Below are 26,260 nucleotides of genomic sequence, written 5' to 3'. Positions count from 1 at the left end.
GGCCGGGTCAGCGGCAGCACCTCACCGCCCGTTGAAGGCATCCTTCAAACGGGAGAACAAGCCCTGCTGGCCCGGCTGACCCCACCCCCGGGGGACAACCCCCGGGCCCCCGGCCGAAACAAACAGCCGCCCCTCACCGCCCGTTGAAGGCATCCTTCAGACGGGAGAACAAGCCCTGCTGGCCCGGCTGGAACTGGCCCGTCGGGCGCTCCTCGCCACGCAGCTTGGCCAGCCGACGCAGAAGCTCCTCCTGCTCCGGCTCCAGCTTCGTCGGCGTCGTCACCTCCACGTGGACGATCAACTGGCCACGACCGCCCCCACGCAGGTGGGTGATACCCCGCTCATGGAGCGGAATCGACTGTCCGGACTGGGTGCCGGGCCGGATGTCCACCTCTTCCATGCCGTCCAGCGTCTCCAACGGCACCTTGGTGCCGAGAGCCGCAGCCGTCATGGGGATCGTGACAGTGCAGTGCAGGTCGTCACCACGGCGTTGGAAGACCGGGTGGGCGTTCTCGTGGATCTCCACATACAGGTCACCGGCCGGTCCGCCGCCCGGGCCGACCTCACCCTCGCCGGCGAGCTGGATGCGGGTGCCGTTGTCCACCCCGGCGGGGATCTTCACCGTCAGACTGCGCCGCGAGCGCACCCGGCCGTCGCCCGCGCACTCCGGGCAGGGGGTCGGCACCACGGTGCCGAAGCCCTGGCACTGGGGGCACGGCCGGGAGGTCATGACCTGGCCCAGGAAGGACCGGGTGACCTGGGAGACCTCACCGCGGCCACGGCACATGTCGCAGGTCTGCGCCGAGGTGCCGGGCGCCGCGCCGTCGCCGTTGCAGCTGTTGCAGACGACGGCGGTGTCGACCTGGATGTCCTTGGTGGTGCCGAACGCGGCCTCTTCGAGGTCGATGTCCAGCCGGATCATGGCGTCCTGGCCCCGGCGGGTGCGCGAGCGCGGGCCGCGCTGCGCCGCCGTACCGAAGAAGGCGTCCATGATGTCGCTGAAGTTGCCGAAGCCCGCGCCGAAGCCGCCGGCTCCGCCGCCCGCCGCGCCCGAGGCCGGGTCCCCGCCCAGGTCGTAGACCTGCTTCTTCTGCGGGTCCGAGAGCACCTCGTAAGCGGTGTTGATCTCCTTGAACCGCTCCTGGGTCTTCGGGTCCGGGTTGACGTCCGGGTGCAGCTCGCGCGCGAGTCTGCGGAACGCCTTCTTGATCTCGTCCTGCGAGGCGTCACGCTGCACGCCGAGGACCGCGTAGTAGTCCGTCGCCACTTATGACTCCGCCAGGATCTGTCCGACGTACCGTGCCACTGCGCGTACAGCTCCCATCGTTCCGGGGTAGTCCATGCGGGTCGGTCCGACCACGCCGAGTTTGGCGACTGCTTCGTCGCCCGAACCGTAACCGACCGAGACGACCGATGTGGAACTCAGTCCCTCGTGCTGGTTCTCATGCCCGATTCGTACGGTCATACCCGGGTCCTTGGCTTCTCCGAGCAGCTTCAGCAGGACCACCTGCTCCTCCAGGGCCTCCAGTACGGGCCGGATGGTGAGCGGGAAGTCGTGCCCGAAGCGGGTCAGATTGGCGGTGCCGCCGATCATCAGCCGCTCCTCGGTCTCCTCGACCAGGGTCTCCAGCAGGGTGGCCAGGACCGTCTGGATCGTGCCTCTGTCGTCGGCGTCGAACGCCTCGGGCAGGTCCTGCACCAGGGACGGGACCTCGGTGAAGCGCTCACCGACGACCCGGCTGTTGAGCCGGGCGCGCAGGTCCGCCAATACCGTCTCCCCGATCGGCGCCGGGCAGTCGATCATCCGCTGCTCGACCCGCCCGGTGTCGGTGATCAGCACCAGCATCAGCCGCGCGGGCGCCAGCCCCAGCAGCTCCACGTGGCGCACCGTCGAACGGGTCAGCGACGGATACTGCACCACGGCCACCTGCCGGGTGAGCTGCGCGAGCAGCCGTACCGTACGGCCGACGACGTCGTCGAGGTCGACGGCGCCCTCCAGGAAGTTCTGGATGGCGCGCCGCTCGGGCGACGAGAGCGGCTTGACCCCGGCGAGCTTGTCGACGAAGAGGCGGTACCCCTTGTCGGTGGGGATCCGGCCCGCGCTGGTGTGCGGCTGGGCGATGTACCCCTCTTCCTCCAGCGCCGCCATGTCGTTGCGGACGGTGGCCGGGGACACCTTCAGGTTGTGACGCTCCGTGAGGGCTTTGGAGCCCACCGGCTCCTCCGTCCCCACATAGTCCTGGACGATGGCGCGGAGGACTTCAAGTCGACGCTCGCTGAGCAAGGCGCACACCTCCCGTCCGGCCGCTGGTCTTCAGTCCCGTTCCTGGCGGTCTGTCTCTGGCACTCTTCGTGCCGGAGTGCCAAGTCCCTGAGCCAGTGTACGGCCGGTCACCACGGCCAGGGCAAGGGCCGCCTGATCGCAGGCCCGACGGTACCGCGCCACCGGGCCCCGCCCGCTCCTTTCGGTGCGCCGAGGGGCGGTGCGCCGAGGGCGCCGTCGCCGGGCTGCGGTTAGCGTCGTCCCATGCAGCCGTTCGGGGAAGACACCAGGCAGAATTCGTCGGCCGGTGACGCCGGCGACCGGCGCTGGGAGCAGCTCGCGCCCGGGGTGCTGCGGCGCAGACTGCCGCAGTGGGACGCGACGGTGGGCGCCGTCAGCGTCGAAGGCAGTGACGGCGGCGACGGCGGCGTGCTGCTGATCGACGCCGGGTCCTCGCTGCGGGAGGGCGCCGAGATCCGCGCGGATGTGCGGGCACGGCTGGGGAACCGGGTGACGCGGGTGGTCCTCACCCATCCGCACTTCGACCACGTCTTCGGCACGGCCGTCTTCTCCGGCGCCGAGGTGTACGCGGCGGTCGGCGCCGCCGAGCTGTTGAGCCGGAGCGCCGAGGTGCTGCGGGACGACGCCGTGGCGAACGGGCTGCTGGAGGACGAGGCCGCGGAGGCCGCCGATGTGCTGGTGCGCCCGCACCACGCGGTCAGCGGGCAGCTCACCCTCGATCTGGGCGGCGGGCGCGAGGCCGTACTGGTCAATGTCGGCCCCGCGCACACCGAGCACGACCTGGCCGTACTGGTGCCCGGCTCCCCCGACGTCGTCTTCTGCGGCGACCTGGTCGAGGAGTCCGGCACGCCCCAGGCGGGACCCGACGCGCACCCCTCACGCTGGCCCGCCGCGCTGGACCGGCTGCTCGCGCTGGGCGGCGAGGACGCGGTCTACGTACCGGGGCACGGGGCAGTGGTCGACGCGGAGTTCGTCCGGGCACAACGGGAGGAGCTGGCACACCGGTTCGCGTCGTACGGGATGTAGCCGCCCGGCACCGGGCGCGTAGCAGAATGTGCGGCATGCGCAGCAGCCGTTACGACAACCCCGACCTCACCCCTCCTTGGAGGCGGAAGCGGGCCGTGCCCGAGGTGGCCGCCGAGCCGGACCTGGTGGTGGAGGAGGTCAGCACCGGGTTCTGCGGGGCTGTCGTGCGGTGTGAGAAGACGGCCGAGGGCCCGACGGTCACCCTCGAGGACCGCTTCGGCAAGCACCGGGTCTTCCCGATGGCACCGGCGGGCTTTCTGCTGGAGGGGCGCACGGTGACGCTCGTACGCCCCCGGACCGGTTCCGGTGGCGGCGCAGCGGCCGCGGCGGCCGGGCCTCGGCTGACCGCCTCCGGCTCCCTGGCCGTGCCCGGCGCGCGGGCCCGGGTGGCGCGCGCCGGGCGTATCTACGTCGAGGGACGGCACGACGCCGAGCTGGTCGAGAAGGTCTGGGGCGACGATCTGCGGATCGAGGGGGTGGTCGTGGAGTATCTGGAGGGCGTCGACGACCTGCCCGCCGTCGTCGAGGAGTTCTCGCCCGGCCCCGATGCCCGGCTCGGGGTGCTGGTCGACCACCTGGTGCCCGGCTCGAAGGAGTCGCGGATCGCCGCCGAGGTGAGCGGGGACCACGTCCTGGTGGTGGGGCACCCCTATATCGACATCTGGGAAGCCGTGAAGCCGGAGTCCGCCGGCATCCGGGCCTGGCCTCGGGTGCCGCACGGCCAGGACTGGAAGACCGGGGTGTGCCGGGCCCTGGGCTGGCCAGAGAACACCGGCGCCGCCTGGCAGCGGCTGCTGGGCCGGGTCCGCTCCTACAAGGACCTGGAGCCCGCGCTGCTGGGCCGCGTCGAAGAACTGATCGACTTCGTCACCGTGTGACGGTGCGCACATCGGCCGCTGCCCCGTAGGACACCCGGCGGTGCCGGACAATGGGAGCATGCCCTCCGCACTTCCCGACGGCGAGCCCGTGCCCCGCGACGGTTCGCTGCCCCCGCAGGCGCTCGACGGCGCCGCCGGCCGCCCGCTCGGCTTCTATCTGCACGTCCCGTACTGCGCCACCCGCTGCGGCTACTGCGACTTCAACACCTACACCGCCACCGAGCTGGGCGGAACCTCCCGTGAGGGCTACGCGGAGCAGGCCGCCTGGGAGATCCGGCTGGCCCGCAAGGTGCTCGGGGACGATCCACGCCGGGTCGAGACGGTGTTCGTCGGCGGCGGCACGCCCACCCTGCTCCCCGCCGCCGATCTGGGCAGGATGCTCGCGGCGGTCAGGGACGAGTTCGGGCTGGCCGACGGCGCCGAGGTCACCACCGAGGCGAACCCCGAGTCGGTGGATCCGGACTACCTCGCCGAGCTGCGCGACCAGGGCTTCAACCGGGTCTCCTTCGGTATGCAGAGCGCCCGCCCGCACGTGCTGCGTGTGCTGGACCGTACGCATACCCCCGGGCGCCCCGAGGAGTGCGTCGCGGAGGCGCGCAAGGCGGGCTTCTCCCATGTGAACCTCGACCTGATCTACGGCACGCCGGGCGAGACGGACGAGGACTGGCGCGCCTCCCTGGACGCCGCGCTGGCCGCGGGGCCCGACCACATCTCCGCGTACGCGCTCATCGTGGAGGAGGGCACCCAGCTGGCCAGGCGTATCCGGCGGGGCGAGGTGCCGATGACCGACGACGACGTGCACGCTGACCGCTACTTGATCGCCGAGGAGCGCCTGACGGCGGCCGGTATGGAGTGGTACGAGGTCTCCAACTGGGCGGCCGGAGGCCAGCAGGCCGCCCGCTGCCGGCACAACGAGCTGTACTGGACGGGCGCCGACTGGTGGGGCGTCGGCCCCGGCGCGCACAGCCATGTGGGCGGCGTGCGCTGGTGGAACGTCAAGCACCCCGCCGGGTACGCGCAGGCCATGGCCGAGGGCCGCTCGCCCGGCGCGGGGCGCGAGCTGCTCACCGCCGAGGACAGGCGCGTCGAGCGGATCCTGCTGGAGCTACGGCTCAGCCGGGGCTGCCCGCTCTCGCTGCTCGCGCCCCAGGGTGCGCGGGCCGCTGAGCGGGCCCGGAAAGAGGGCCTGCTGGAACCGGGCCCGTACGACGAGGGGCGTGCGGTGCTCACGCTGCGGGGCCGGCTGCTGGCGGACGCGGTGGTCAGGGACCTGGTGGACTGAGCGGCGGGCCGGAGTTTCCCGGGGACCGGGGCGCAGCCGTTTCCCGGGGCCGGGGGCGCAGTCGTTTCCCGGTGCGGTCAGCCGTCGAGTACGGCCTCGGCCGGTTCCGGCACCCGCAGCACCAGCATGGCCAGGTCGTCGGCGGGCAGGTCGGGCGCGAAGGCGTACACCGCTCGGCGCAGGTGCTCGGCCGTGGCCGCCGCGTCCAGTCCCGTACAGGCGGCGAACCGGGCCGCGAGACCGTCACCGTCGTCGAACAGCCGGCGGCCGCTGCGGCGTTCGGTCACCCCGTCGGTGACGCACAGCAGGGTGTCGCCGGGACGCAGTGTGAAGGACTGGCACTCGTAGCTGACCTGCTGTGCGATGCCCAGGAGCAACTGGGGCCGCGCGGGCGTCCACACCGTCCCCGCGGCGTCCCTGACGAGCGGCAGCGGGTGCCCGGCGCAGGTGAGCGTGCAGTCCACCAGCCCGTCCCGGAAGGACAGTTCGCCGTAGACGACCGAGAGGAACCGCGCCTGCTCGCCCACCTCCCGGTTGAGCCTGTCCAGGGTCTCGGGAACCGAGTGGCCCTCCCTGGCGAGCAGCCGCAGCACGGGGCGGGCCAGTCCGGTGACCACGGCCGCCTCCGGGCCGTTGCCGCACACATCGCCGAGCGCGAAGCGCCAGCGGCCGTCGGGCAGCCGCAGCAGATCGTAGAAGTCACCGCCCGCCCAGGCGCCCTCGCCCGCCGGCTCGTAGACGAGCGCGGTGTCGAGCCCTGGCACGTGCATCTTCTCGCGGGGCAGCAGCCCGCGCTGGAGGATCTGGCTGATGTTCGCCTGGAGCGCGTAGCGGCGCGCGGAGAGCACGGCGAGCGCCACCCGGCGTGCGAAGTCCTCGACCAGTCCCAGCACTTCGTCCGGTATCCGCAGCAGCCCGGCGCGCCCGATCACCAGCGCGCCCACGGGGCGGCCGCCGACGACCAGCTCGCACAGGACCGAGGCGCCCTGCGGCGTACCGTCCGACGCTTCGCCGGGCCGGCACCAGGGGGACGCCTGGCCGGGCAGCACGCCGGCCGCGGGGACGGGCGGCTGTCCGGCGAGTTCGGCGCGCAGCTCCTCGATACGGCTCTCCTGCGCGTGCCAGACCCGGGCCAGCCGGGGCACCCGGGAGCGCTCGTCGTCCCGCAGCCATACGGCGCACCAGTCCGCGAAGCGCGGCACCATCAGCTGCCCGGCGAGCGAGGCGACCTTGTCCTCGTCGGTGTGCCCGGCCAGCAGGTCGGACGCCTCGGCGAGGAAGGAGAGCGCGCCGTTGCCGGTCCACTCGCGGTACCCGTCCGAGGGGGCGGCCGGGGCTTCGCCGGGGCAGGCCGCTCCGGGACCGGCCCCGCCGGGCGGGAACTCGCACGGCGCGGGGGTTCCGGACGGCGCGGGGAATTCGAGCGGCGGGAATTCGCCATACGCGGAGACTCCGGGCAGGCGCTCGCCGGGCGGGCAGTGGGACGCGATCGTGCCCGGCTCGTCCTCGTCGGCCGGCAGAGCGTGCGGTGCGGGACCGAGTTGGAACCATACGGCCTTACGGTCCCTGCGATAGCTGATGCCCCACTCCTTGGCCAGCGCCCCGACCAGCCGCAGCCCGTGGCCCTCCTCACCGTGCGCGGCCACCCGGCGGGCGGGGTGGCGGTCGGCGACCTCCGCGTAGACGACCCCGGCGGCGTAGCGGCACTCCACCTCGACCGAGGTGCCCGCGTGCACGACGGCGTTGGTCACCAGTTCGCTGACCAGTAACACCGTGTCCTCGGCGCAGGTGCCGCGCACGCCCCATCTGTCGAGCACGGCGTGTGCGAAGCCGCGCGCAGCTGAGGCCGCGAGCGCGTTGCCCGGCAGTTCGGTACGGATGGCGTGCGGCAGTTCACCGCCGGGCTGTAACGCATCCGACGGAGGTGCCGTGGCCGTGCTGTCCGCCCTGTGCTGCCTGTCCGCCGCTGTGGTGTCCGCCTCGTCCGCGCTGTCCATCGCACCCCTCCCCGGGCTCTCCCCCGGGCACTCCCCCCGGCCGTTCCCTCACCGCGCTCGGCGCGGTAGAGCAAGGGTGACAGAAGGGGCCCGGTCATACGCACGGAGTCACGGAAATCGTGGCCGAACACCGCCGTTTTCCGCTGTGAACGGTTGACATCGGGCAACCGCCGGGTACTCTGCTCGCCTTCCCAGGTCCCGTTCCCGGTCCTTGTCCAGGTCCATTCCCGGTCCTTTCCCGGTCCGCGATCGGCGCTCGGTGCGCGACCGGCCCGGAACCACGACAGCCAACGGGGCGGCAATGACCACAGAATCCCCAGCGCATACCGGCGGCGCCGGACATGACGCCGGCATCCTGCTCGTCGACGACATGGAGGACAACCTCGTCGCGCTGGAGGCCGTGCTCGGCGTCCTCGATGTGCCGCTGGTGCGGGCACGGTCCGGCCAGGAGGCGATGCGGGCGCTGCTGCGGCAGGAGTTCGCACTGGTCCTGCTGGATACGGCGATGCCGGGAATGGACGGCTTCGAGACGGCGCAGCGCATCAAGCGGTGCGAGCAGACGAAAGATGTCCCGATCATCTTCCTGACCGGGGACGAGACCGCGCAGGACGCCGGCTACGCCTACCGTGGCTACGCGATGGGCGCCGTGGGCTACTTGAGGAAGCCGTTCGACCCCTGGGTGCTGCGCACCAAGGTCGCGGTGTTCCTCGATCTGTACAGCAAGAACCGCCGGTTACGCCGACTGCTGGAGGAGGAGCAGCACCGGCTGGACGACTTCGCCGGCCGCCTGGCGGCGGTGGAGAGCCACCTGGCGGCCGGCGGTACGGCCGACACCGCCCGGCTGGCCCGCGAGGTCGCCGCGCTGGCCGAAGCGCTGGACGAGCTGCGCGGAGGCTGACAGCACCTCAGCGCTCCCGGGCGCCCTCGTACATCTCCTCGATCAGGTCGCCGAACTCCTTCTCCACCACCGGGCGCTTCATCTTGAGGCTGGGCGTCAGCTCGCCGTGCTCGATGTCCAGGTCACGGGGGAGGACGCGGAACTTCTTGATCGTCTGCCAGCGCTGGAGCCCCGCGTTGAGCTGCTCGATGTAGCCGTCCACCAGGCCGCGCACCTGTTCGGAGGTGACCACCTCGGCGTAGGGCTTGCCCTTGAGATCCTCGTGGTCGGCCGCCCAGGCGGTGATGGCCGGCTCGTCCAGGGTGATGAGCGCGGTGCAGTAGTTGCGTCCCGCGCCGTGCACCAGGATGTTGGAGACGTACGGACAGATCGCCTTGAACTGGCCCTCGACCTCGGCGGGCGCGATGTACTTGCCGCCGGAGGTCTTGATCAGGTCCTTCTTGCGGTCGGTGATCCGCAGATAGCCGTCGTCCGTCAGCTCGCCGATGTCACCGGTGTGGAACCAGCCGTCCTCCTCCAGCACCTCGGCGGTCTTCTCCGGCAGCTCGTGGTAGCCCTGCATGATGCCGGGACCGCGCAGCAGGATCTCGCCGTCCTCCGCGATCCGCACCTCGGTGCCGGGCACCGGCTTGCCGACCGTACCGGTGCGGAAGTTGTCGGTGCGGTTGCAGAAGCTGGCGGCCGAGGACTCGGTGAGCCCGTAGCCCTCCAGTACCGGGATGCCGGCGCCCGCGAAGAAGTAGCCGAGGTCGGGCGCCAGCGCGGCGGAGCCGGAGACGCAGCCGACCATCCGGCCGCCGAACGCGTCCCGCAGCTTGCTGTAGACGAGCCGGTCGGCGATGGCGTGCTTGACCTTGAGACCGGTGGGTGCGTCGGCGACCCCGGTACGGCGCTGGTTGTCCTGCGTCGTCCGCGCGTACTCACGGGCCACCTCGGCGGCCCACTGGAAGATCTTGTACTTGGCCGCGCCCCCGGCGCGCGCCTTCTGCGCGACACCGTTGTAGACCTTCTCGAAGATCCGCGGCACCGCGCACATCTTCGTCGGCTGGACGACCGGCAGATTCTCGATGATCTTGTCGACTCTGCCGTCCACGGCGATGACGTGCCCCGAGTCGATCTGTACGGAGATCAGCATCTTGCCGAACACATGCGCGAGCGGCAGCCAAAGGTACTGCACGTCGTCGCGGTGCAGCAGGCCCGTCTGCGGCACCGCGCGTGCCATGTACGACCAGGCGTCCTGGGCCAGCCGGACGCCCTTCGGCTTTCCCGTCGTACCGGAGGTGTAGATCAGCGTCGCCAGCTGGTCGGAGCGCAGGCCCTCCACCGTCTTGGTGATCGCGTCAGGGTGCTTCTCCCGGTAGGCGGCGCCGCGCCGCTCCAGCTCCGCGAAGCTCAGCACCCAGTCGCCCTCGGCGTCCTCGGCTCCGGGGTCCCCGTCGATGAGCACCACATGCGCCAGATGCGGCAGCTCGTCCCGGTGCGCGCGGACCTTGGCGAGCTGGTCGGCGTCCTCGGCGATCAGCACCCGGCTGTCGGAGTCGGCGAGGATGTAGGCCGTCTCGGCGGCGTTGGTGCTGGGGTAGACGGTGGTCGTGGCGGCGCCGGCGCACAGGATGCCCAGGTCGGAGAGGATCCACTCGATCCGCGTACTGGAGGCGATGGCGACGCGTTCCTCGGGGCGCACGCCCAGGTCCATGAGCCCGGCCGCGATCGAGAACACCCGCTCGGACGCCTCGCGCCAGCTGTAGGAGCGCCACTCGTCGGGCCCCTCGCTCTCGCCCGCGGGCCGGATCACCGGGTAGCGGTAGGCCTCCGCGTCGGGGGTGGCCTCGACCCGCTCCAGGAAGAGCGTGGCCACGGAAGGCGGCCGGTTCTCGATCAGGGACTGTGTGTCGCTCACGACATCCTCCGGGACCCGCGTCCTGCTTGTCGTCCTGCTTGGTGCTTGGCGTCCTGCTGCGTCCTGCTGCGTGCCGGCTCGCGCTTATTGACTCACGAGTAACTACTGAGCAGTGATCAGAGTAAAGGCAGCGGCCCCCTTACGTAAGGGGTCTGCCCTTACGTAAGGGGGCCGGGCCCCGAAGGGGCGCGGGGAACTGCTCCCCCAGCCTTCGGCCGGGAGGTGCCCCCAGCAGCCACAGCACACCGGCGGACTGCGACGCGCCACAAGCGGCAGCCGGGAACCAGCCCGCGCACGGCGGAGCACCCGGCGGAGTACGCCGCAGGCGACGGCGGACTACTTCTTCGCCTTCGCCTTACCGTCACCCGCAGCGTCATCGCTGGACAGCGCCGCGATGAACGCCTCCTGCGGCACCTCCACCCGGCCGACGACCTTCATCCGCTTCTTGCCTTCCTTCTGCTTCTCCAGCAGCTTCCGCTTCCGCGAGATGTCACCGCCGTAGCACTTGGCGAGCACGTCCTTGCGGATGGCGCGGATCGTCTCGCGGGCGATGACGCGGGCGCCGATGGCGGCCTGGATCGGCACCTCGAACTGCTGACGGGGGATGAGCTCCCGCAGCTTGTTGGCCATCCGGGTGCCGTAGGCGTACGCCTTCTCCTTGTGGACGATCGCGGAGAACGCGTCCACCTTGTCGCCCTGGAGGAGGATGTCCACCTTGACCAGGTCGGCCGTCTGCTCGCCCGTCGGCTCGTAGTCCAGCGAGGCGTAGCCGCGGGTCTTGGACTTCAGCGCGTCGAAGAAGTCGAAGACGATCTCCGCGAGCGGCAGCGTGTAGCGCAGCTCGACCCGCTCCTCGGACAGGTAGTCCATGCCCTGGAGGTTGCCGCGCCGCGACTGGCACAGCTCCATGATCGCGCCGATGAACTCGCTGGGAGCGATGAGCGTGGCCCGTACCACCGGCTCGTGCACCGTGGCGAGCTTCCCGGTGGGGAACTCGCTCGGGTTGGTCACCACGTGCTCGGTGCCGTCCTCCATCTCCACGCGGTAGATCACGTTCGGCGCCGTGGCGATCAGATCGAGACCGAACTCGCGCTCCAGCCGCTCCCGGATCACCTCAAGATGCAGCAGCCCCAGGAAGCCCACCCGGAAGCCGAAGCCCAGCGCCGCCGAGGTCTCCGGCTCATAGGTGAGCGCGGCGTCGTTGAGCAGCAGCTTGTCCAGCGCGTCCCGCAGCTCGGGGTAGTCGGAACCGTCCAGCGGATACAGCCCCGAGAACACCATCGGCTTGGGGTCCTTGTAGCCGGGCAGCGGCTCCTCGGCGCCCTTGGCCAGGAGGGTGACCGTGTCACCGACCTTGGACTGGCGGACGTCCTTCACACCGGTGATCAGATAGCCGACCTCGCCCACGCCGAGCCCGTCGGCGGGCGTCATCTCCGGCGAGTTCGCGCCGATCTCCAGCAGCTCGTGGGTGGCTCCGGTGGACATCATGCGGATGCGCTCGCGCTTGCTGAGCATGCCGTCGACGACCTTGATGTAGGTCACGACGCCGCGGTACGCGTCGTAGACCGAGTCGAAGATCATCGCGCGGGCCGGTGCGTCCGCGTTCCCGACGGGCGGGGTGACCTGGCGGACGACCTGGTCCAGCAGCTCCTCGACACCCTCGCCGGTCTTGGCGGAGACGCGCAGCACGTCCTCGGGCTCGCAGCCGATGAGGTGGGCCAGCTCGGCGGCGAACTTCTCGGGCTGCGCCGCCGGCAGGTCGATCTTGTTCAGCACGGGGATGATCGTGAGGTCGTGCTCCATCGCCAGATAGAGATTGGCGAGGGTCTGCGCCTCGATCCCCTGCGCGGCGTCGACCAGCAGGATGCACCCCTCGCAGGCCGCCAGCGAACGCGAGACCTCATAGGTGAAGTCCACGTGCCCCGGGGTGTCGATCATGTTCAGGACGTAGGGGGTGTCCGGATTGTCGGTGGGCGCCCAGGGCATTCGCACGGCCTGGGACTTGATCGTGATGCCCCGCTCGCGCTCGATGTCCATACGGTCGAGGTACTGCGCACGCATCTGCCTCTTGTCCACGACGCCGGTCAGCTGGAGCATCCGGTCGGCAAGCGTGGACTTGCCGTGGTCGATGTGCGCGATGATGCAGAAGTTTCGGATCAGCGCCGGGTCGGTACGGCTCGGCTCCGGCGCGTTCGTTGGGGTCGCGGGCACGCAGTGTCCTGTCGGTTCTGGCCTGTCGGTTTCGGGCTGTCGGCTCTTGCGGCGAGGTCTCGCACGTCCCGGTACGGCCGCACGGAGGCGCCCTCGGGGGCGCTCCCGGACGCGTTCGGGAGCCGGTGCGGGCCCCGTCGAGCCGGTGGTCGGGACGGTGTGTCGTATCCCATGGTCCCATGCGCGCGGGGTACCGCCCGGATTGGGAGGGCCGGTACCCCGACTGGTAGCCTGACCGACTGTGCCTGATGGCACTGGACGGTGCCTTCCGGCACCGAGTGTGAATCTCCGAACCGCAAAGGCTCATTCGTGGCGAACATCAAGTCCCAGATCAAGCGGATCAAGACCAACGAGAAGGCACGGCAGCGCAACAAGGCCGTGAAGTCCGAGCTGAAGACCGCGATCCGTCGCACCCGCGAGGCCGTGGCCGCCGGCGACACCGAGAAGGCGCTCGCAGCCCAGCGGCACGCCGCCCGGAAGCTCGACAAGGCCGCCAGCAAGGGTGTGCTGCACAAGAACAACGCTGCCAACAAGAAGGCGGCGCTGGCCAAGCACGTGGCCTCCCTCAAGGGCTGACCTCAGCTTCTCGGAGCTTCTTCGCGAAGCTCCTCGCAGCTCGTCGGTCTCCGACCGCTCGGACGTTGTGAGGCGGGCCCTCTCTCATCCGCCGTACGCCCGGGCAACCGCTTGAGACAGCGCGCCGCACGCGGCCTGCGTTCGCCACGCGGGTGCGGCGCACCACACAGTACGAAGCGAGGCCCCGTCCCGAGCCCCTCCCCAGGGCCCCGGGACGGGGCCTTCGCCATGTGGGGGCGCGTGGCCCGGGGCCTCGCGGACGGGCGCGACCGGCTCAGCGGGAGCGGGCGGGCCGGGCGCCGACCGGATCAGCGGGAGCGGGCGGCACCGGCGATGGTGACGACGGCCTTCTCCAGCGCGTACTCCGGATCCATCCCGCCGCCCTTGACCGCCGCGTCCGCCTCGGCGACAGCACGCAACGCCGCAGCCACCCCGTCCGGCGTCCAGCCGCGCATCTGCTGCCGTACCCGGTCGATCTTCCAGGGGGGCATGCCCAGCTCACGGGCCAGATCGCCCGGCCGCGCACCGCGCGGTGCCCCGGCCAGCTTGCCGATGGCCCGCACGCCCTGCGCCAGCGCGCTGGTGATCAGCACCGGCGCCACCCCCGTGGCGACCGCCCAGCGCAGCGTCTCCAGCGCCTCGGCCGCCTTCCCCTCGACCGCGCGGTCCGCGACGGTGAAGCTGGATGCCTCGGCCCGGCCCGTGTAGTAGCGCCCGACCACGGCCTCGTCGATGGTGCCCTCGACATCGGCTGTGAGCTGCGTACAGGCCGAGGCCAGCTCGCGCAGATCGCTGCCGATGGCGTCCACCAGCGCCTGGCACGCCTCGGGTGTCGCCGCCCGCCCCAGCGTCCGGAACTCCCCGCGGACGAACGCCAGCCGGTCGGCGGGCTTGGTCATCTTCGGGCAGTCCACCTGGCGCGCGCCGGCCTTCTTGGCCGCGTCCAGCAGCCCCTTGCCCTTGGCGCCGCCCGCGTGCACCAGAACCAGGGTGATCTCCTCCACCGGGGCCGGCAGATAGGCCTTCACGTCCTTGACGGTGTCCGCCGGCAGGTCCTGCGCCCCGCGCACGACGACCACCTTGCGCTCGGCGAAGAGCGAGGGGCTGGTCAGCTCGGCCAGCGTGCCGGGCTGGAGATCGCCAGGCGCCAGATCCCGCACGTCCGTGTCGGCGTCCGCGGCCCGCGCGGCGTCGATCACCGCACGCACGGCGCGGTCGACGAGCAGTTCCTCCTGCCCCACCGCCACGGTGACGGGAGCGAGCGGATCGTCCGAGGTCTTCTTACGCGTACCAGCCATCGCGACCAGCATCCCACGCCGCACCGACACCACGGCCCGTGGAGCTCCCCTGCGGGGCTGCCCTCCGGAGCCACTCTCCGGGGCGCCGTTGAGAGAATGCCCCGGTGAACGACGTACGGCATGTACTGGTGCTGCCCGACAGGGACGCGGCCGAAGAGGTCGCCGCCGAGCTCGAAGTGCGCCTCGGGCTCGCAGAGGAACCCGAACTGGTCCGCGAGGCGCTCGCCGGGGAGGACGACGCCGAGGACGCCCAGTGGCTGGTGGTACTGGAAGACCCGCAGGCCGCCTACGACCCCGCCGTGCTGGACTCCCTCGCCGCCGCCCACGAGGGCTGGCTGGAGCGCGACTGACCGTCCCGACGGCGAGGGGGCTGCCCCGCTGGGTCACCACGGCGGGGGTGCCGTCCGGGCGCCGCGTCAGGGCCAGGGCGCCGTGCCGGTCGGTCCGCGCCACGAGGGCCCCCGAGGCCGTCAGCTCGTTCAGCGTCTCCGGCGCCGGGTGGCCGTACGGGTTCTCCCGGCCGGCCGAGACCAGGGCCACCCGTGGCCGCAGCCGCCGCAACAGCTCCGGGTCCTGGAAGCGCGAGCCGTGGTGCGCGACCTTGAGCACATCGACCCGCGGCAGATCGGGCCGCTGGGCCAACAGCGCCTGCTGCGCCGCGGGTTCGAGGTCCCCAGGAAGGAACAGCCGCAGGCCCGAGGTACGGACGAGCAACGTGACGCTCGCGTCGTTGGCGCCCTCGCCGTCCCGCTCCTCTCCTCCCCCGCCCCCGTGGGCACCGACCCCCGTGCCGCCCGCAGCCGGGGACGGCGGCCACACCACCTCCCAGCGCAGGTCCCCGGCCCGGCGCCGCTCCCCCGCCCGCGCGCCGAGCACCGGGACCCCCGCCCGGCGCGCCGTGCCGCGTACGAACTCCGCCTGGGCCGGCGGCCGCGCCAGACCCGTGGTCTGGATCGCTCCCACTCTCCGTCCGCGCAGCACCCCCGGAAGTCCGGCCACATGGTCGGCGTGGAAGTGGGTCAGCACGACCAGCGGAACCGTGCGCACCCCCAGCTCACGCAGGCATCTGTCGACGGCTTGGGGATCGGGCCCCGCGTCCACCACGACCGCCCCGCCCGAGCCGCCCCGGTCCCCGTCCACGGCCAGCACCAGCGCGTCGCCCTGCCCGACATCACAGGCAACCATCCGCCAGCCCGTGGGCGGCCACCCGGTGAACGGCCGCACCAGCGGCGTCGGCCGCAGCACCACCACCAGCAGCACCAACGCGCAGGCGGCACACAGCCACCGCCGATACGGCGACGTCAGCCGGACCGCCACCACCAGCACCCCGACCAGGGTGGCCGCCAGCGCCAGCGCGCCCGTCCAGGTGGCGGGCCAGCCGATCTCCCCGCCCGGCAGCCCGGCACCCGCCCGCGCGATGCCCGCGATGGCCTCCACCGGCCAACCGGCCAGCCACGCGAGGCCCTTCGCCGCCGGCATCGCCACCGGTGCGGCCGCCAACGCGGCGAAACCCAGGACCGTGGCCGGTGCCACCGCGAACTCCGCGAGGAGATTGCACGGCACCGCCACCAGGCTCACGTGTGCCGCCAGCACCACGACCACCGGTGCGCAGGCCGCCTGCGCTGCGGCGGCGGCCGCCAGCGCTTCGGCCGGTCGGCCAGGACAGCCGCGCCGCCGCAGCGCCGCCGACCAGCGGGGCGCCACCGTCAGCAGGGACGCCGTGGCCAGCACGGAGAGCAGGAACCCGAAGTCCCGCGCCAGCCAGGGGTCGTAGAAGACCAGCAGCAGCACCGCTGCCGCCAGCGCGGGCAGCAGCGAACGCCGCCGCCCGGTACCGATCGCCCACACCGTGATCAGACCGCACACCGCAGCCCGCAGCACGCTCGGCTCCGGTCTGCACACCACCACGAAGCCCAGCGTCAGCAGCGCGGCCACCACCGCGGTAGCGCGCAGGGGAAGTCCCAGCCGGGGCGCGAGACCGCGTCGCTCCGCACGGTGCGCCAGCCCGGGTGGTCCGATCAGAACGAACAGCAAAATGGAGAGATTTGCTCCACTTACGGCCAGCAAATGGCTCATGTCCGTGGTGCGGAACGCGTCGGCCAACTCCTGGCTCAGCCGCGAGGTGTCCCCCACCACCAGGCCAGGCAGCAGCCCTCGCGCGTCCGCACCGAGCCCCGCGCTCGCCTCCCGCAGCCCGGCCCGCAGCTCGCCCGCAGCCCGCTGGACCGCCGTCGGCCCGGCGACGATCTGCGGGGGCCCAGGGCCCGTCCGCAGCACCGCCGCGATGTCCTGGCCCCCTCTCCGGCCGGAGGCGGGCGGCACCAGCTCGGCCCGTACCCGCAGGCGGGTGGAGGGAAGCAGCCGCAGCCATCCCGACCGCGCCGCCTTCGCCGCGCCTTCCCTTCCACCGCCCCCGCCACCGTCCTCCTCCACCCGGACGAGCAGCAGCACCGGGGTACGCAGCCGGGTCCTGGCACCGTCCTCGCCCACCAGCGCGACCGCCTGGGCCGGGGCCACCACCATCCCGGCCAGCTGCCGCGCGCCCCGCGTGCTGGGCCGGGTCAGCCGCGGGTCCTTGGTGAGGGTGACCTCGACGGTGGCCAGCGCGTGGCTGTCGGCCAGCCCGGGCAACGGCCCTCTGTGCAGATCAGCCGCATACAGCGCCGCGCTGCCACCCGCCGCCGCGGCACACAAGCAGGTGACCGCCGCGCCCACCAGCAGCCTCCGGCCCGGACGCCGCCGACGAGGCGCTGGTCGGTCCGGACCCGCGGGGTGGGAGGGGCGCGCGGGGTGGGAGGGGTGCGCCGAAGCCGGTGCGGTCGGCGTTGCGGCTGGAGCTGTGGCATGCGCGGTTGCCGGACGGCTCCCGCCGGCCCGTGCGCTCTTCATCGAACAGGCCAGCAGAGTCAGCCCCACCAGAGCGCAGAGAGCCACACCGATCGCGGCATGCTCCGCCGACGCGCCCAGCGCCAGGGCTGCCGCCGCCCAGGCCGCCAGAGCGGGCAGCACCAGCCGCAGGTCGGAGGGTTCTTCCCGGGGCGGCAGGCCGTCCGTCGCCGGGCCCGGGGACCGGCCCGGACCGGGCACCGGAACCCCGTCCTCCTCCGCGCTCCGTGCGTCCGGCGGCCCGCCGGGGCACGGTCCGGCACGTGCTCCGGCCGTCGGCCCGGCGCCGCTCATGGCGTCACCTGCGGCTTGATGTCCGCGAAGCGCTTCTCCCCGATGCCGTTGACATCCTGGAGCTGGTCGATCGAGCGGAAGCCGCCGTGCTCGGTGCGGTAGTCGATGATGTGCTGCGCCAGCACGGGACCGACGCCCGGCAAGGTCTCCAACTGCTCCTTGGTGGCCGAGTTGAGACTGATCGGCGCTCCCGAGGCGCCCGCCCCGCCCGCCGGTCCCTGCGCGGGGCCCGGTCCGGTGCCCGCGGCGGCCTGGGAGCCGCGGGGAGCGCCCACCACGATCTGCTCACCGTCCACCAGCAGTCGGGCCCGGTTCAGGCCCTTGGTGTCCGCTCCCTCGCGCACCCCGCCCGCGGCCTCCAGCGCGTCCTCAACCCGTGACCCGGCGGGCAGCCGCCGCACCCCCGGATTGCGCACCTTCCCGGAGACGTCGACCACCAGCCGCTTGCCGCTCGCGGCGCCGGTAGCGCCGGGGGCGGCCCCGCCTGCGGCGGGTGTCGCGGAGGCCCCGTTCTCCGTGGGAGGTGCCGAAGCGCCGTCCTCCGGGGCGCTCGGTGCGCTGGGGACCGCGACCTCCTGGGGCCGTCCCGTCCAGAAGTGGTGCACCGCGAAGCCGACTGCGACCAGCAGCACCAGACAGAGCGCCACCAGCGTCTTGGGCTCCATCCCGCACCGCACCCGCAGCCACACCGGCAGCCGCTCCTCCAGAGCGAGCCCCCAGCGCTCCCGCAACGGCAGCCGGCCGGCCGCCTCGTCCTGTTGCTCGGGCTCCTGCCGCTCCTCCCGCTGCTCGGCGAAGAAGCCGCCACCCACCCGCCCCGGCTCCGAGCCGTCCCCGGGCCCCGGCTCAGCGACCGCGTCGGGCCACCCCGGATCGGGCAAGGGCTCGGGGCGAGGACCGGGTCCCCGTACCGATGGCGGTCGTGCGGGCGGAGCCGCAACCGCAGTCGCAGCAGGAGCGGTAGCCGGGGCCGGCACAGGGGCCTGGAGGCCGCCGGAACCCGGCACCGCACGGCTCCGGTGGCCCCCGCGCTCCCTGCTGTCCCGCACAGCCGCACGGGCCGCCGCGATGGCCTCGGCACGCGGCATGACGGGGAGGGGAGCCGAGGCGAAGGCGAGGTCAGGAGCGTGACCTGGCCGTTCCGACCCCGGCAGCGTTTCCGGCACCGTCCTCGCGCGGGGCTCGGGGTCCGGGGGCTCGCTGGGAGGGGGTTCCGTCAGCAGCGAGCGGGCGCGTACCGCCGCGCGGGGCTCCGGAGCCGGCGGGCGCACCCGCCGTGGCCGGCCGTGTGCACCCCGTCGGCCCGGCCCAGGGCCAGGGGCCGCGCGAGGACCCCGGGGCGGCCGACGACGCGGAGGCCGCCTGATCCCGGCGCCGCCCCCGCTGCCGCCACCGCTCCCGGCCCTGGCCCCAGCCCCTGCTCCCGCTCCGGCCGCGCTCCCGCGACGGGCGCCCTCGGCTCCCCCACCCGCCGCGTACTCCGGCACCGCCTGCCCGCCCCGGACACCGGCTGACTCCACCGCTTCGGCTGCTTCTTCTGTCCCCGCTGCGTCTGCTGCTGCTCGTTCGCTCATGCCCACCGACGGTAGGAAGCCGGGCCCCAGCGCAGTGATCTTGCTCGATTCCGGTGGATAACCCGCGAGTTGTGGATAACTCGCTCACTCATCTGAGGGAGAGCACGGCCCCCAGCAGCCCAGGACCTGTGTGCGCGCCGATGACCGCGCCCACCTCGCTCACATGCAGCTCCCGCAGCCCCGGGACCCGCGTACGGAACCGCTCCGCGAGCTGCTCGGCGCGCTCGGCGGCGGCGAGGTGGTGCACCGCGATGTCGACCCGGGCGTCCCCGGCCCGCTCGACCACGATCTCCTCCAGCCGCGCGATGGCCTTGGAGGCGGTCCTGACCTTCTCCAGCATCCCGATCCGGCCGTCCGCCACCTCCAGCAGCGGTTTGACGGCGAGCGCGGAGCCCAGCAGCGCCTGGGCCGCGCCGATGCGGCCGCCCCGGCGCAGATAGTCGAGGGTGTCGACGTAGAAGACCGCCGAGGTGCCTTCGGCGCGCTTCTGCGCCGCCGCCACCGCCTCGTCCAGCGACGCTCCGGCCTCGGCCGCCTCGGCGGCCGCCAGGGCGCAGAATCCCAGGGCCATGGCCACGACACCGGTGTCCACCACGCGCACCGGCACCGGCGCCCGCTCGGCGGCCAGCACGGCGGCGTCGTAGGTGCCGGAGAACTCGGCCGACAGGTGCAGCGAGACAACTCCCGCCGCGCCCGCCTCGGCGGCCGCGCGGTAGGTGCGCGCGAAGGTCTCCGGGCTGGGCCGGGAGGTGGTGACGGGGCGCCGCTCACGCAAGGCGCTCGCCAGCGAGCGGGCGGAGATCTCGGTGCCCTCCTCCAGCGCCTCCGCGCCGAGCACGACGGTCAGCGGCACGGCCTCGATCCCGTGCCGCCGCAGCGCCTCGGGCGGCAGGTAGGCGGTGGAATCCGTGACGATCGCGAGGGGGCCGTGCATGGGACGGAGCGTATCGGGCGGCGGAACCGAGCGGTTCAGGAGGCGCTCCGCGGGCGGCGCTTCTCGAACGCCGTCACCGGGCCCTTCCGCTCGGCGGTGGGATCGGTCAGATCGGCCAGGGACGCCTGGAGACCGTCCTGCTCGGACGGCTCCAGCTCGGGCTTCCCGGGCTCCTCGCGCTGCCCCTCGGCGGGTACGGCGTCCGGCTGGGAGGCCTCAGTGGCCGAGGCCCCGGAAGACACGCCGTCGGCCGACGGGGCGCCGGCCGACGGCCTGTCGCGCGCGGGGTCGGGGCCCGGGGTCCAGTGCCGGAGAGCGCCGGACTCGATGTCGATGTGCTCGCGGAGGGATTTCAGCCCCTCCAGGTCGAACTGCCGTGCCCGGTCCTGGGCCGCGAAGCGCAGCGAGTCCGCCGACTCCTTGATGTGCCGCATCCGCTCCCGCGCCTCGGGCAGTCGGTCGGCGATCCGGGAGTGGTTCGGCTCGCGCTCCATCAGCAGCCGCAGTTCGCCGTCCAGGTGGCGGGCGTGTTCGTGCAGCTTGTCGAGGAGATCGACGGCTTCGGCGAGGCCGGGGTCGTTCCGCGCGCCCGCTTCCAGCGCGGCACGGGTGCCGTCGATCGAGGAGCGCAACTCCAGGCGGATGCGGGCGGCTTCGCCGACCGGGCCGGGCTGCGCCGAGCGGGCCTTGAGCAGCGTCTCCTCGGCCGTGCGCCGCACCTGCGCTCCGGTGCGCTCCACGCCGCGTTTGACGGCCCGGACGACCCGCAGCGTGACGATCGTGCCGAAGATGAGGACGGCCAGCACGAACATCAGGCCGATGACGACTCCCACGTCCACAGATCGCTCCTTCGTCGTCCGTCCGTCACCCGTCTCCGTTCAGCGTAAACGGGCGGGGGCGCCTCCGGGTTCCAGTCGACCCGGAGCCGCCCCCGTAACGTCCCGTAGGGGTCGGTTTTCCGCACGAACCTGCGCACGGACCGGCAGGACCTACGCGGGAACGATGTTGACCAGCTTGGGCGCCCGCACGATCACCTTGCGCACCTCGGCTCCGCCCAGCGCCTTGACGATCGCCGGCTCGGCCAGCGCCAGGGCCTCCAGCTCGGACTCGGAGGCGGAGGGCGACACCTCCAGCCGGGCCTTGACCTTGCCCTTGACCTGTACGACGCAGGTGACGGTCTCGTCCACCAGGTAGGCCGGGTCGGCGACGGGGAAGTCCTCGTGGACGACCGACTCCTCGTGGCCCAGCTTGCGCCACAGCTCCTCCGCGATGTGCGGAGCCAGCGGGGCGACCAGCAGCACCATGGTCTCGACCACGCTGCGTGGCACCTCGGTCAGCTTGGTGACGTGGTTGTTCAGTTCGGTGATCTTGGCGATCGCGGTGTTGAACCGCAGCCCGGCCATGTCCTGGGTGACACCGTCGATCGCCTTGTGCACAGCGCGCAGCGTGGCCTCGTCCGGCTCGCTGTCGACGACCTTCAGCTCGCCCGTCTTCTCGTCCACGGCGTTGCGCCACAGCCGCTGCAGCAGCCGGAACTGGCCGACGACAGCGCGGGTGTCCCAGGGCCGGGAGACATCCAGCGGGCCCATGGCCATCTCGTACAGCCGCAGCGTGTCGGCGCCGTACTCGGTGCAGATCTCGTCCGGTGTGACGGCGTTCTTCAGGGACTTGCCCATCTTGCCCAGCAGCCGGGTGACCTTCTCGCCCTGGTAGTAGTACGCGCCGTCGCGCTCCTCCACCTCGGCAGCGGGGACGGCGATGCCGCGTGCGTCCCGGTAGACGTAAGCCTGGATCATGCCCTGGTTGTACAGCTTGTGGAACGGCTCGGCCGAGGAGATGTGGCCCAGGTCGTGCAGCACCTTCGACCAGAAACGCGCGTACAGCAGGTGCAGCACGGCGTGTTCGGCACCGCCCACGTACAGGTCGACGCCGCCCTTGGGCTGCCCCTCCCGCGGGCCCATCCAGTAGCGCTCGACCTCGGGGTCGACCAGCTTGTCGTCGTTGTCCGGGTCCAGGTAGCGCAGTTCGTACCAGCACGAGCCCGCCCAGTTGGGCATGGTGTTGGTCTCCCGGCGGAAGCGCCGCGGGCCCTTGCCGTCGCCCAGGTCCAGGGTGACGTTGGTCCACTCCTCGTTGCGGGACAGCGGGGTCTCCGGCGAGGTGTCGGCGTCGTCCGGGTCGAAGGTGCGCGGCGAGTAGTCCTCGACCTCGGGCAGCTCCAGCGGCAGCATCGACTCCGGCAGCGCGTGGGCGATGCCGTCCTCGTCGTAGACGATCGGGAAGGGCTCGCCCCAGTAGCGCTGCCTGCTGAACAGCCAGTCGCGCAGCCGGAAGTTGACCGTGCCCTCGCCGATGCCCTCGCGCTCCAGCCACTCGGTGATGCGCGCCTTGGCCTCGGCGACGGTCAGACCGTCCAGGGAGATCTCGTCGTTGGCGGAGTTGATGATCCTCGCGTCGTACGAGCCGAAAGCGGTCTCCCACGTCGAGGTGTCGGTGCCCCGGCCGTCGGTCGGCTCGACGATGCAGCGGATCGGCAGCTCGAAGGCGCGCGCGAACTCGAAGTCGCGCTGGTCGCCCGCCGGGACGGCCATGATCGCGCCGGTGCCGTAGCCCATCAGGACGTAGTCGGCGATGAAGACGGGGATCCGCTCGCCGTTGACCGGGTTGGTCGCGTACGCGCCGGTGAAGACGCCGGTCTTGTCCTTGGCCTCGGCCTGCCGCTCGACGTCCGACTTCGAGGCGGCCTCGGCGCGGTACGCGGCAACGGCCTCGGTCGGCGTCGCATAGCCGCCGGTCCACACCTGGCGGGTGCCCTCCGGCCAGGCGGCCGGGGTGAACTGCTCGACCAGCGGGTGCTCGGGGGCCAGCACCATGTACGTCGCACCGAACAGGGTGTCCTGGCGGGTGGTGAAGACCGGGATGCGCTCGCCGTCGATGGGGAAGTCGACGCGGGCGCCCTCGCTGCGGCCGATCCAGTTGCGCTGCTGCAGCTTGATCGCCTCGGGCCAGTCCAGCTCCTCCAGGTCCTCCAGCAGACGGTCGGCGTAGGCGGTGATCCGCATGTTCCACTGCCGCAGCTTGGCCTTGAAGACGGGGAAGTTCCCGCGCTCGGAGCGGCCGTCGGCCGTGACCTCCTCGTTGGCCAGTACGGTGCCCAGCCCGGGGCTCCAGTTGACCGGTGCGTCGGAGGCGTAGGCCAGCCGGTACTCGCCCAGCAGGTCGGCGCGCTCCCGCTCGCTCAGCTCGCTCCACGGCCCCCAGCCCTCGGGGGTCTCACGGGTGCCGGAGGTGAACTGCTCGACCAGTTCGTCGATGGGGCGCGCCTTGCGGGCCTCGGTGTCGTACCAGGAGTTGAAGATCTGCAGGAAGATCCACTGGGTCCAGCGGTAGTACGAGGGGTCGATCGTCGCGAACGACCTGCGCTGGTCGTGTCCCAGCCCCAGGCGGCGCAGCTGCGCCTTCATCTGCACCATGTTCGCCTCGGTCGAGGCGCGCGGGTGTGTGCCCGTCTGGACGGCGTACTGCTCGGCGGGCAGGCCGAAGGCGTCGAAGCCCAGCGTGTGCAGCACGTTGTGCCCGGTCATCCGCGCGTAGCGGGCGTAGACGTCCGTCGCGATGTAGCCCAGCGGGTGGCCGACGTGCAGACCCGCACCCGAGGGGTACGGGAACATGTCCATGATGAACTTCTTGGGCTTGGCAGCCTGCTCCGGGTCGCCGCCCAGCGGGCCCTCGCCGGGGTTGGGCGCCTCGTAGGTGCCGTGCTTCTCCCAGAAGTCCTGCCAGCGTGCCTCGATGTCGGCGGCCAGCGCCGCCGTGTAGCGATAAGGGGCCGCGGTCTCGGCGGCGGTGGTCGTCTCGCTCATCGTCCTCAAAGCTCCATCGGTCGTCTCTGCCCAGCGCTCCTGAAACGAAAAAACCCCTCGCACAGGAGGGGGAGCCGCGCCGATTCCGGTCCGCGGGAGAGGGACCGGCGTGATTCAGCGCGGCTCGCTAAGCAGAAGGCGTACGGCACGCATAGCGCACAGGGTACCGCACCGACCCCGACCCCCTCACGGGGGAGCAACCCCGCCCCTTCACGAGGGGGAGCACCACCAAGGGGGTGCGGGTGGCGAAGCCCCCACCCGCGCGGCGAAGCCGCGCAAAAACAAAGGAAGCGAGGCAGCCTGCGCTCTCCGCAGGCACACCTCGCCTCTCGCTTCCGTGGAGCTAAGGAGAATCGAACTCCTGACCTCTTGCATGCCATGCAAGCGCTCTACCAACTGAGCTATAGCCCCAGATCTCTGGTCCGCCGGGGGCTTCCCCGCGGCGGCTTCGCCAGCTTACACGGGGTGCACCGCGTTGTGGCAAATCGCTTTCCCGGGCGCCGCCCCGGCGGGCGGTCACTCCCCGCCGCCGCCCACCCGGCGCGGGTCGGTACTGTCGGCCCGTGAGCACGTCGCACCAGGTCGCAGAGTCCAGATGGCCGCCGACGCTCCTGGGACAGGTCGGATTCGCCAGACATCTGCTGCGACGGCCGGTCACCCTCGCGATAGCCGCGTCCATGGTGTCCTTCGCCGCCTTCTGGGCCGCACAGCGCACGGCGAACGTCTCGATGATCGACCTCATGGTCTACCGGGCCGAGGGCTGGGCGGTGCGCAACGGTGACGACCTGTACTCGATGCGTGCCACCTACGCCGGCCTGCCCGCCACCTACCCGCCCTTCGCCGCGCTGCTGTTCCTCCCGCTGACGCTGCTGGACGTGGCCGACATGCGCGGAGCGGCGACGTTCGTCAACCTGGGCCTGCTGGTCGTGCTCACCCAGCTGTCGCTGCGGCTGCTGGGGCGCCCGGCGCGCGTCCCGCGCTGGGCGGCGGCGCTGGCGATCGCCTCGGCCGTGGTGTGGTGCGAACCGGTGTGGACGACGCTGCGCTACGGCCAGATCAATCTGCTGCTCGCCGTACTGGTGCTGTGGGACCTGACGCGCCGCCCGGGGCACCGCTGGGCAGGGGTGGGCATCGGCGTCGCGGCGGGGATCAAGCTGACGCCCGCCATGTTCGCCGTCTTCCTCGCGCTGTACGGGCTGGCCCGTGCCTGGCGTCGGCTCCGGCACACCGGGCGGCCGGCGAGCCTGTGGAACCCGTGGCTGCGGCAGGCGGCGGTCGCCACGGCGACCTTTCTGTGCACCGCGCTGCTGTCCGCCGTGGTGCTCCCGCACGACTCTTTGCGCTTCTGGGGTGGCGCCGTCTTCCAGTCGGGCCGGGTCGGGCGGACGGAGATCACCGACAACCAGTCCCTGAGCGGCGTCGCGGCCCGGCTGCTGCACACCGGTGAGCCCGGCGGGCTGTGGATGGCGCTCGCCTTCCTGGTGGCCGTTCTGGGCCTGGGCACGGCTGTGGCGGCAGCCCTCGCGGGACGGCGCGGGCTGCCGCACGCGAGGGCCTGGGCCGTCGTCGCCTGCGCGGTCACCACGCTGCTGATCAGCCCGATCTCCTGGTCGCACCACTGGGTGTGGTGCCTGCCGCTGATGCTGCTGCTCGGCGCTGAGGCGCAGCGCCGCGGCAGCCTCCGCTGGCTGGCCGGGGCGCTGCTGGCCGGGCTGGTGTTCTGCTCGTACGCGCTGTGGTGGGTGCCCCGGGACGCGGGGTCCGCGCACCCTCCCGAACTGCACCAGAGCGGAAGCGAGATGGTGCTGTCGGCCTGCTATCCCCTGGTGGGCGCCGTCTTCTTGACCGTCACGGCGGTGGTGGCGCTGCGCACACTGTGCGGCAGTGCGCCAGGGGGACGAATGTGAAGGAAACGGCGACGGTGTGACCGGTCTTCAGGCCGTGGTGAAGGACCTTCAGGCTGTCGCGAAGGAGTAGAAACGCTTCAGCGTGCAGTGGGCCTCCAGCAGGCGGCCGTAGATCGGCTCCCCGTCCAACTCGCGGTAGGTCTCGATCGGGTCGCCTTTTATGATCAGCGCCCGAGCGCAGTCCTCACACCAGTACTGGTAGGCACTGTTGACCGGCTCCATGTCACGGACGATCGGGGTGCCGCTGCCGCACCAGTCGCACTTCCTGCTGTGGGCGCCCATCGCTCAGTCAGCTCCAGATGTGGCCGCAAGCCGTGCACACGTAGGACACTCCTCCATTGTCGCCGAGCACTTGGGCGACGTTCGCCGAACCGCAGGACGGGCACTGCAGATTGCACGGGGCCTGACTGGGGTGCTCCGCACGGGGCGGGGGCCACATGGGCGCGGACCCG

General features: G+C 72.2%; 17 protein-coding genes, 1 tRNA gene and 2 pseudogenes. 7 read left to right on the top strand and 13 right to left on the bottom strand.

Translation table 11 applies throughout. The features are described 5' to 3' along the window. Positions 1-133 precede the first annotated feature (133 nt). Entirely contained in the window at positions 134-1,267 is a 1,134-nt protein-coding gene (gene dnaJ, locus HC362_RS22525; RefSeq protein ID WP_243085800.1) for a molecular chaperone DnaJ, read from the bottom strand. Then, the gene (gene hrcA / locus HC362_RS22520; protein ID WP_209263198.1) at positions 1,268-2,284 is read right to left on the bottom strand and encodes a heat-inducible transcriptional repressor HrcA; all 1,017 of its coding nucleotides are present in this window, start codon (positions 2,282-2,284) and stop codon (positions 1,268-1,270) included. Positions 2,285-2,527: 243 nt separating this feature from the next. Between hrcA and HC362_RS22515 the strand changes: the two genes are divergently transcribed. The 3 genes from HC362_RS22515 to hemW are packed head-to-tail and all read left to right on the top strand — an operon-like array spanning position 2,528 to position 5,470. Further along, positions 2,528-3,310 carry an MBL fold metallo-hydrolase gene (locus HC362_RS22515; protein ID WP_243085799.1) on the top strand — a complete coding sequence of 261 codons (783 nt, stop codon included), beginning with the start codon at positions 2,528-2,530 and terminating at the stop codon, positions 3,308-3,310. A 35-nt stretch (positions 3,311-3,345) separates the two neighbouring features. Further along, positions 3,346-4,188, top strand: a complete 843-nt coding sequence (locus HC362_RS22510) for a DUF3097 domain-containing protein (RefSeq protein WP_243085798.1) — start codon at positions 3,346-3,348, stop codon at positions 4,186-4,188. Between the two features lie 58 nt (positions 4,189-4,246). Continuing rightward, entirely contained in the window at positions 4,247-5,470 is a 1,224-nt protein-coding gene (hemW, locus tag HC362_RS22505) for a radical SAM family heme chaperone HemW (RefSeq protein WP_243085797.1), read from the top strand. 77 nt (positions 5,471-5,547) lie between these two features. Here the strand turns inward: hemW and HC362_RS22500 are convergent, their stop codons facing one another. Continuing rightward, entirely contained in the window at positions 5,548-7,467 is a 1,920-nt protein-coding gene (locus HC362_RS22500) for a SpoIIE family protein phosphatase (protein ID WP_243085796.1), read from the bottom strand. 301 nt (positions 7,468-7,768) lie between these two features. Between HC362_RS22500 and HC362_RS22495 the strand changes: the two genes are divergently transcribed. Continuing rightward, positions 7,769-8,365, top strand: a complete 597-nt coding sequence (locus tag HC362_RS22495) for a response regulator (RefSeq protein WP_243085795.1) — start codon at positions 7,769-7,771, stop codon at positions 8,363-8,365. Between the two features lie 7 nt (positions 8,366-8,372). Here HC362_RS22495 and HC362_RS22490 read toward each other — a convergent pair whose 3' ends face one another. Next, on the bottom strand, positions 8,373-10,265 hold the full coding sequence (locus tag HC362_RS22490; RefSeq protein ID WP_243085794.1) for a long-chain fatty acid--CoA ligase: 1,893 nt from the start codon (positions 10,263-10,265) through the stop codon (positions 8,373-8,375). 336 nt (positions 10,266-10,601) lie between these two features. Continuing rightward, entirely contained in the window at positions 10,602-12,476 is a 1,875-nt protein-coding gene (gene lepA / locus HC362_RS22485) for a translation elongation factor 4 (protein ID WP_243085793.1), read from the bottom strand. A 309-nt stretch (positions 12,477-12,785) separates the two neighbouring features. On the opposite strand from lepA, the gene rpsT reads away from it, so the two are divergent. Continuing rightward, entirely contained in the window at positions 12,786-13,052 is a 267-nt protein-coding gene (rpsT, locus tag HC362_RS22480) for a 30S ribosomal protein S20 (RefSeq protein ID WP_243085792.1), read from the top strand. A gap of 308 nt (positions 13,053-13,360) precedes the next feature. Here rpsT and holA read toward each other — a convergent pair. Further along, positions 13,361-14,284: pseudogene (holA, locus tag HC362_RS22475) on the bottom strand (DNA polymerase III subunit delta); the annotation flags it as partial. Positions 14,285-14,454: 170 nt separating this feature from the next. On the opposite strand from holA, the gene HC362_RS22470 reads away from it, so the two are divergent. Next, the gene (locus tag HC362_RS22470) at positions 14,455-14,700 is read left to right on the top strand and encodes a hypothetical protein (RefSeq protein ID WP_243088761.1); all 246 of its coding nucleotides are present in this window, start codon (positions 14,455-14,457) and stop codon (positions 14,698-14,700) included. A gap of 64 nt (positions 14,701-14,764) precedes the next feature. Here HC362_RS22470 and HC362_RS22465 read toward each other — a convergent pair. The 6 genes and pseudogenes from HC362_RS22465 to HC362_RS22440 all read right to left on the bottom strand — a co-directional run. Further along, positions 14,765-17,437: pseudogene (locus HC362_RS22465) on the bottom strand (ComEC/Rec2 family competence protein); the annotation flags it as partial. Positions 17,438-17,526: 89 nt separating this feature from the next. Then, complete coding sequence (locus HC362_RS22460) at positions 17,527-18,411, bottom strand: ComEA family DNA-binding protein (RefSeq protein WP_347568466.1); 885 nt, start codon at positions 18,409-18,411, stop codon at positions 17,527-17,529. A gap of 781 nt (positions 18,412-19,192) precedes the next feature. Beyond that, positions 19,193-20,038, bottom strand: a complete 846-nt coding sequence (locus HC362_RS22455; RefSeq protein ID WP_243085790.1) for a DegV family protein — start codon at positions 20,036-20,038, stop codon at positions 19,193-19,195. A gap of 35 nt (positions 20,039-20,073) precedes the next feature. After that, complete coding sequence (locus HC362_RS22450; RefSeq protein WP_243085789.1) at positions 20,074-20,877, bottom strand: hypothetical protein; 804 nt, start codon at positions 20,875-20,877, stop codon at positions 20,074-20,076. 150 nt (positions 20,878-21,027) lie between these two features. Next, entirely contained in the window at positions 21,028-23,901 is a 2,874-nt protein-coding gene (leuS, locus tag HC362_RS22445; RefSeq protein ID WP_243085788.1) for a leucine--tRNA ligase, read from the bottom strand. Between the two features lie 338 nt (positions 23,902-24,239). Further along, positions 24,240-24,312, bottom strand: a tRNA-Ala gene (locus HC362_RS22440). A gap of 227 nt (positions 24,313-24,539) precedes the next feature. On the opposite strand from HC362_RS22440, the gene HC362_RS22435 reads away from it, so the two are divergent. Continuing rightward, a complete protein-coding gene (locus HC362_RS22435; RefSeq protein WP_243088760.1) occupies positions 24,540-25,808 on the top strand; it encodes a glycosyltransferase 87 family protein in 1,269 nt (422 codons plus the stop codon). A 48-nt stretch (positions 25,809-25,856) separates the two neighbouring features. On the opposite strand, the gene HC362_RS22430 is transcribed toward HC362_RS22435, so the two are convergent. After that, positions 25,857-26,090 (bottom strand): hypothetical protein, encoded by a 234-nt coding sequence (locus HC362_RS22430; protein ID WP_019358162.1) that lies wholly within the window; start codon positions 26,088-26,090, stop codon positions 25,857-25,859. Positions 26,091-26,260 lie beyond the last annotated feature (170 nt).

The sequence above is a fragment of the Streptomyces sp. 891-h genome (assembly GCF_022760275.1).
In the GTDB taxonomy this organism is placed as follows: domain Bacteria; phylum Actinomycetota; class Actinomycetes; order Streptomycetales; family Streptomycetaceae; genus Streptomyces; species Streptomyces spirodelae.
This window is presented reverse-complemented; position numbering and strand designations above follow the sequence as displayed.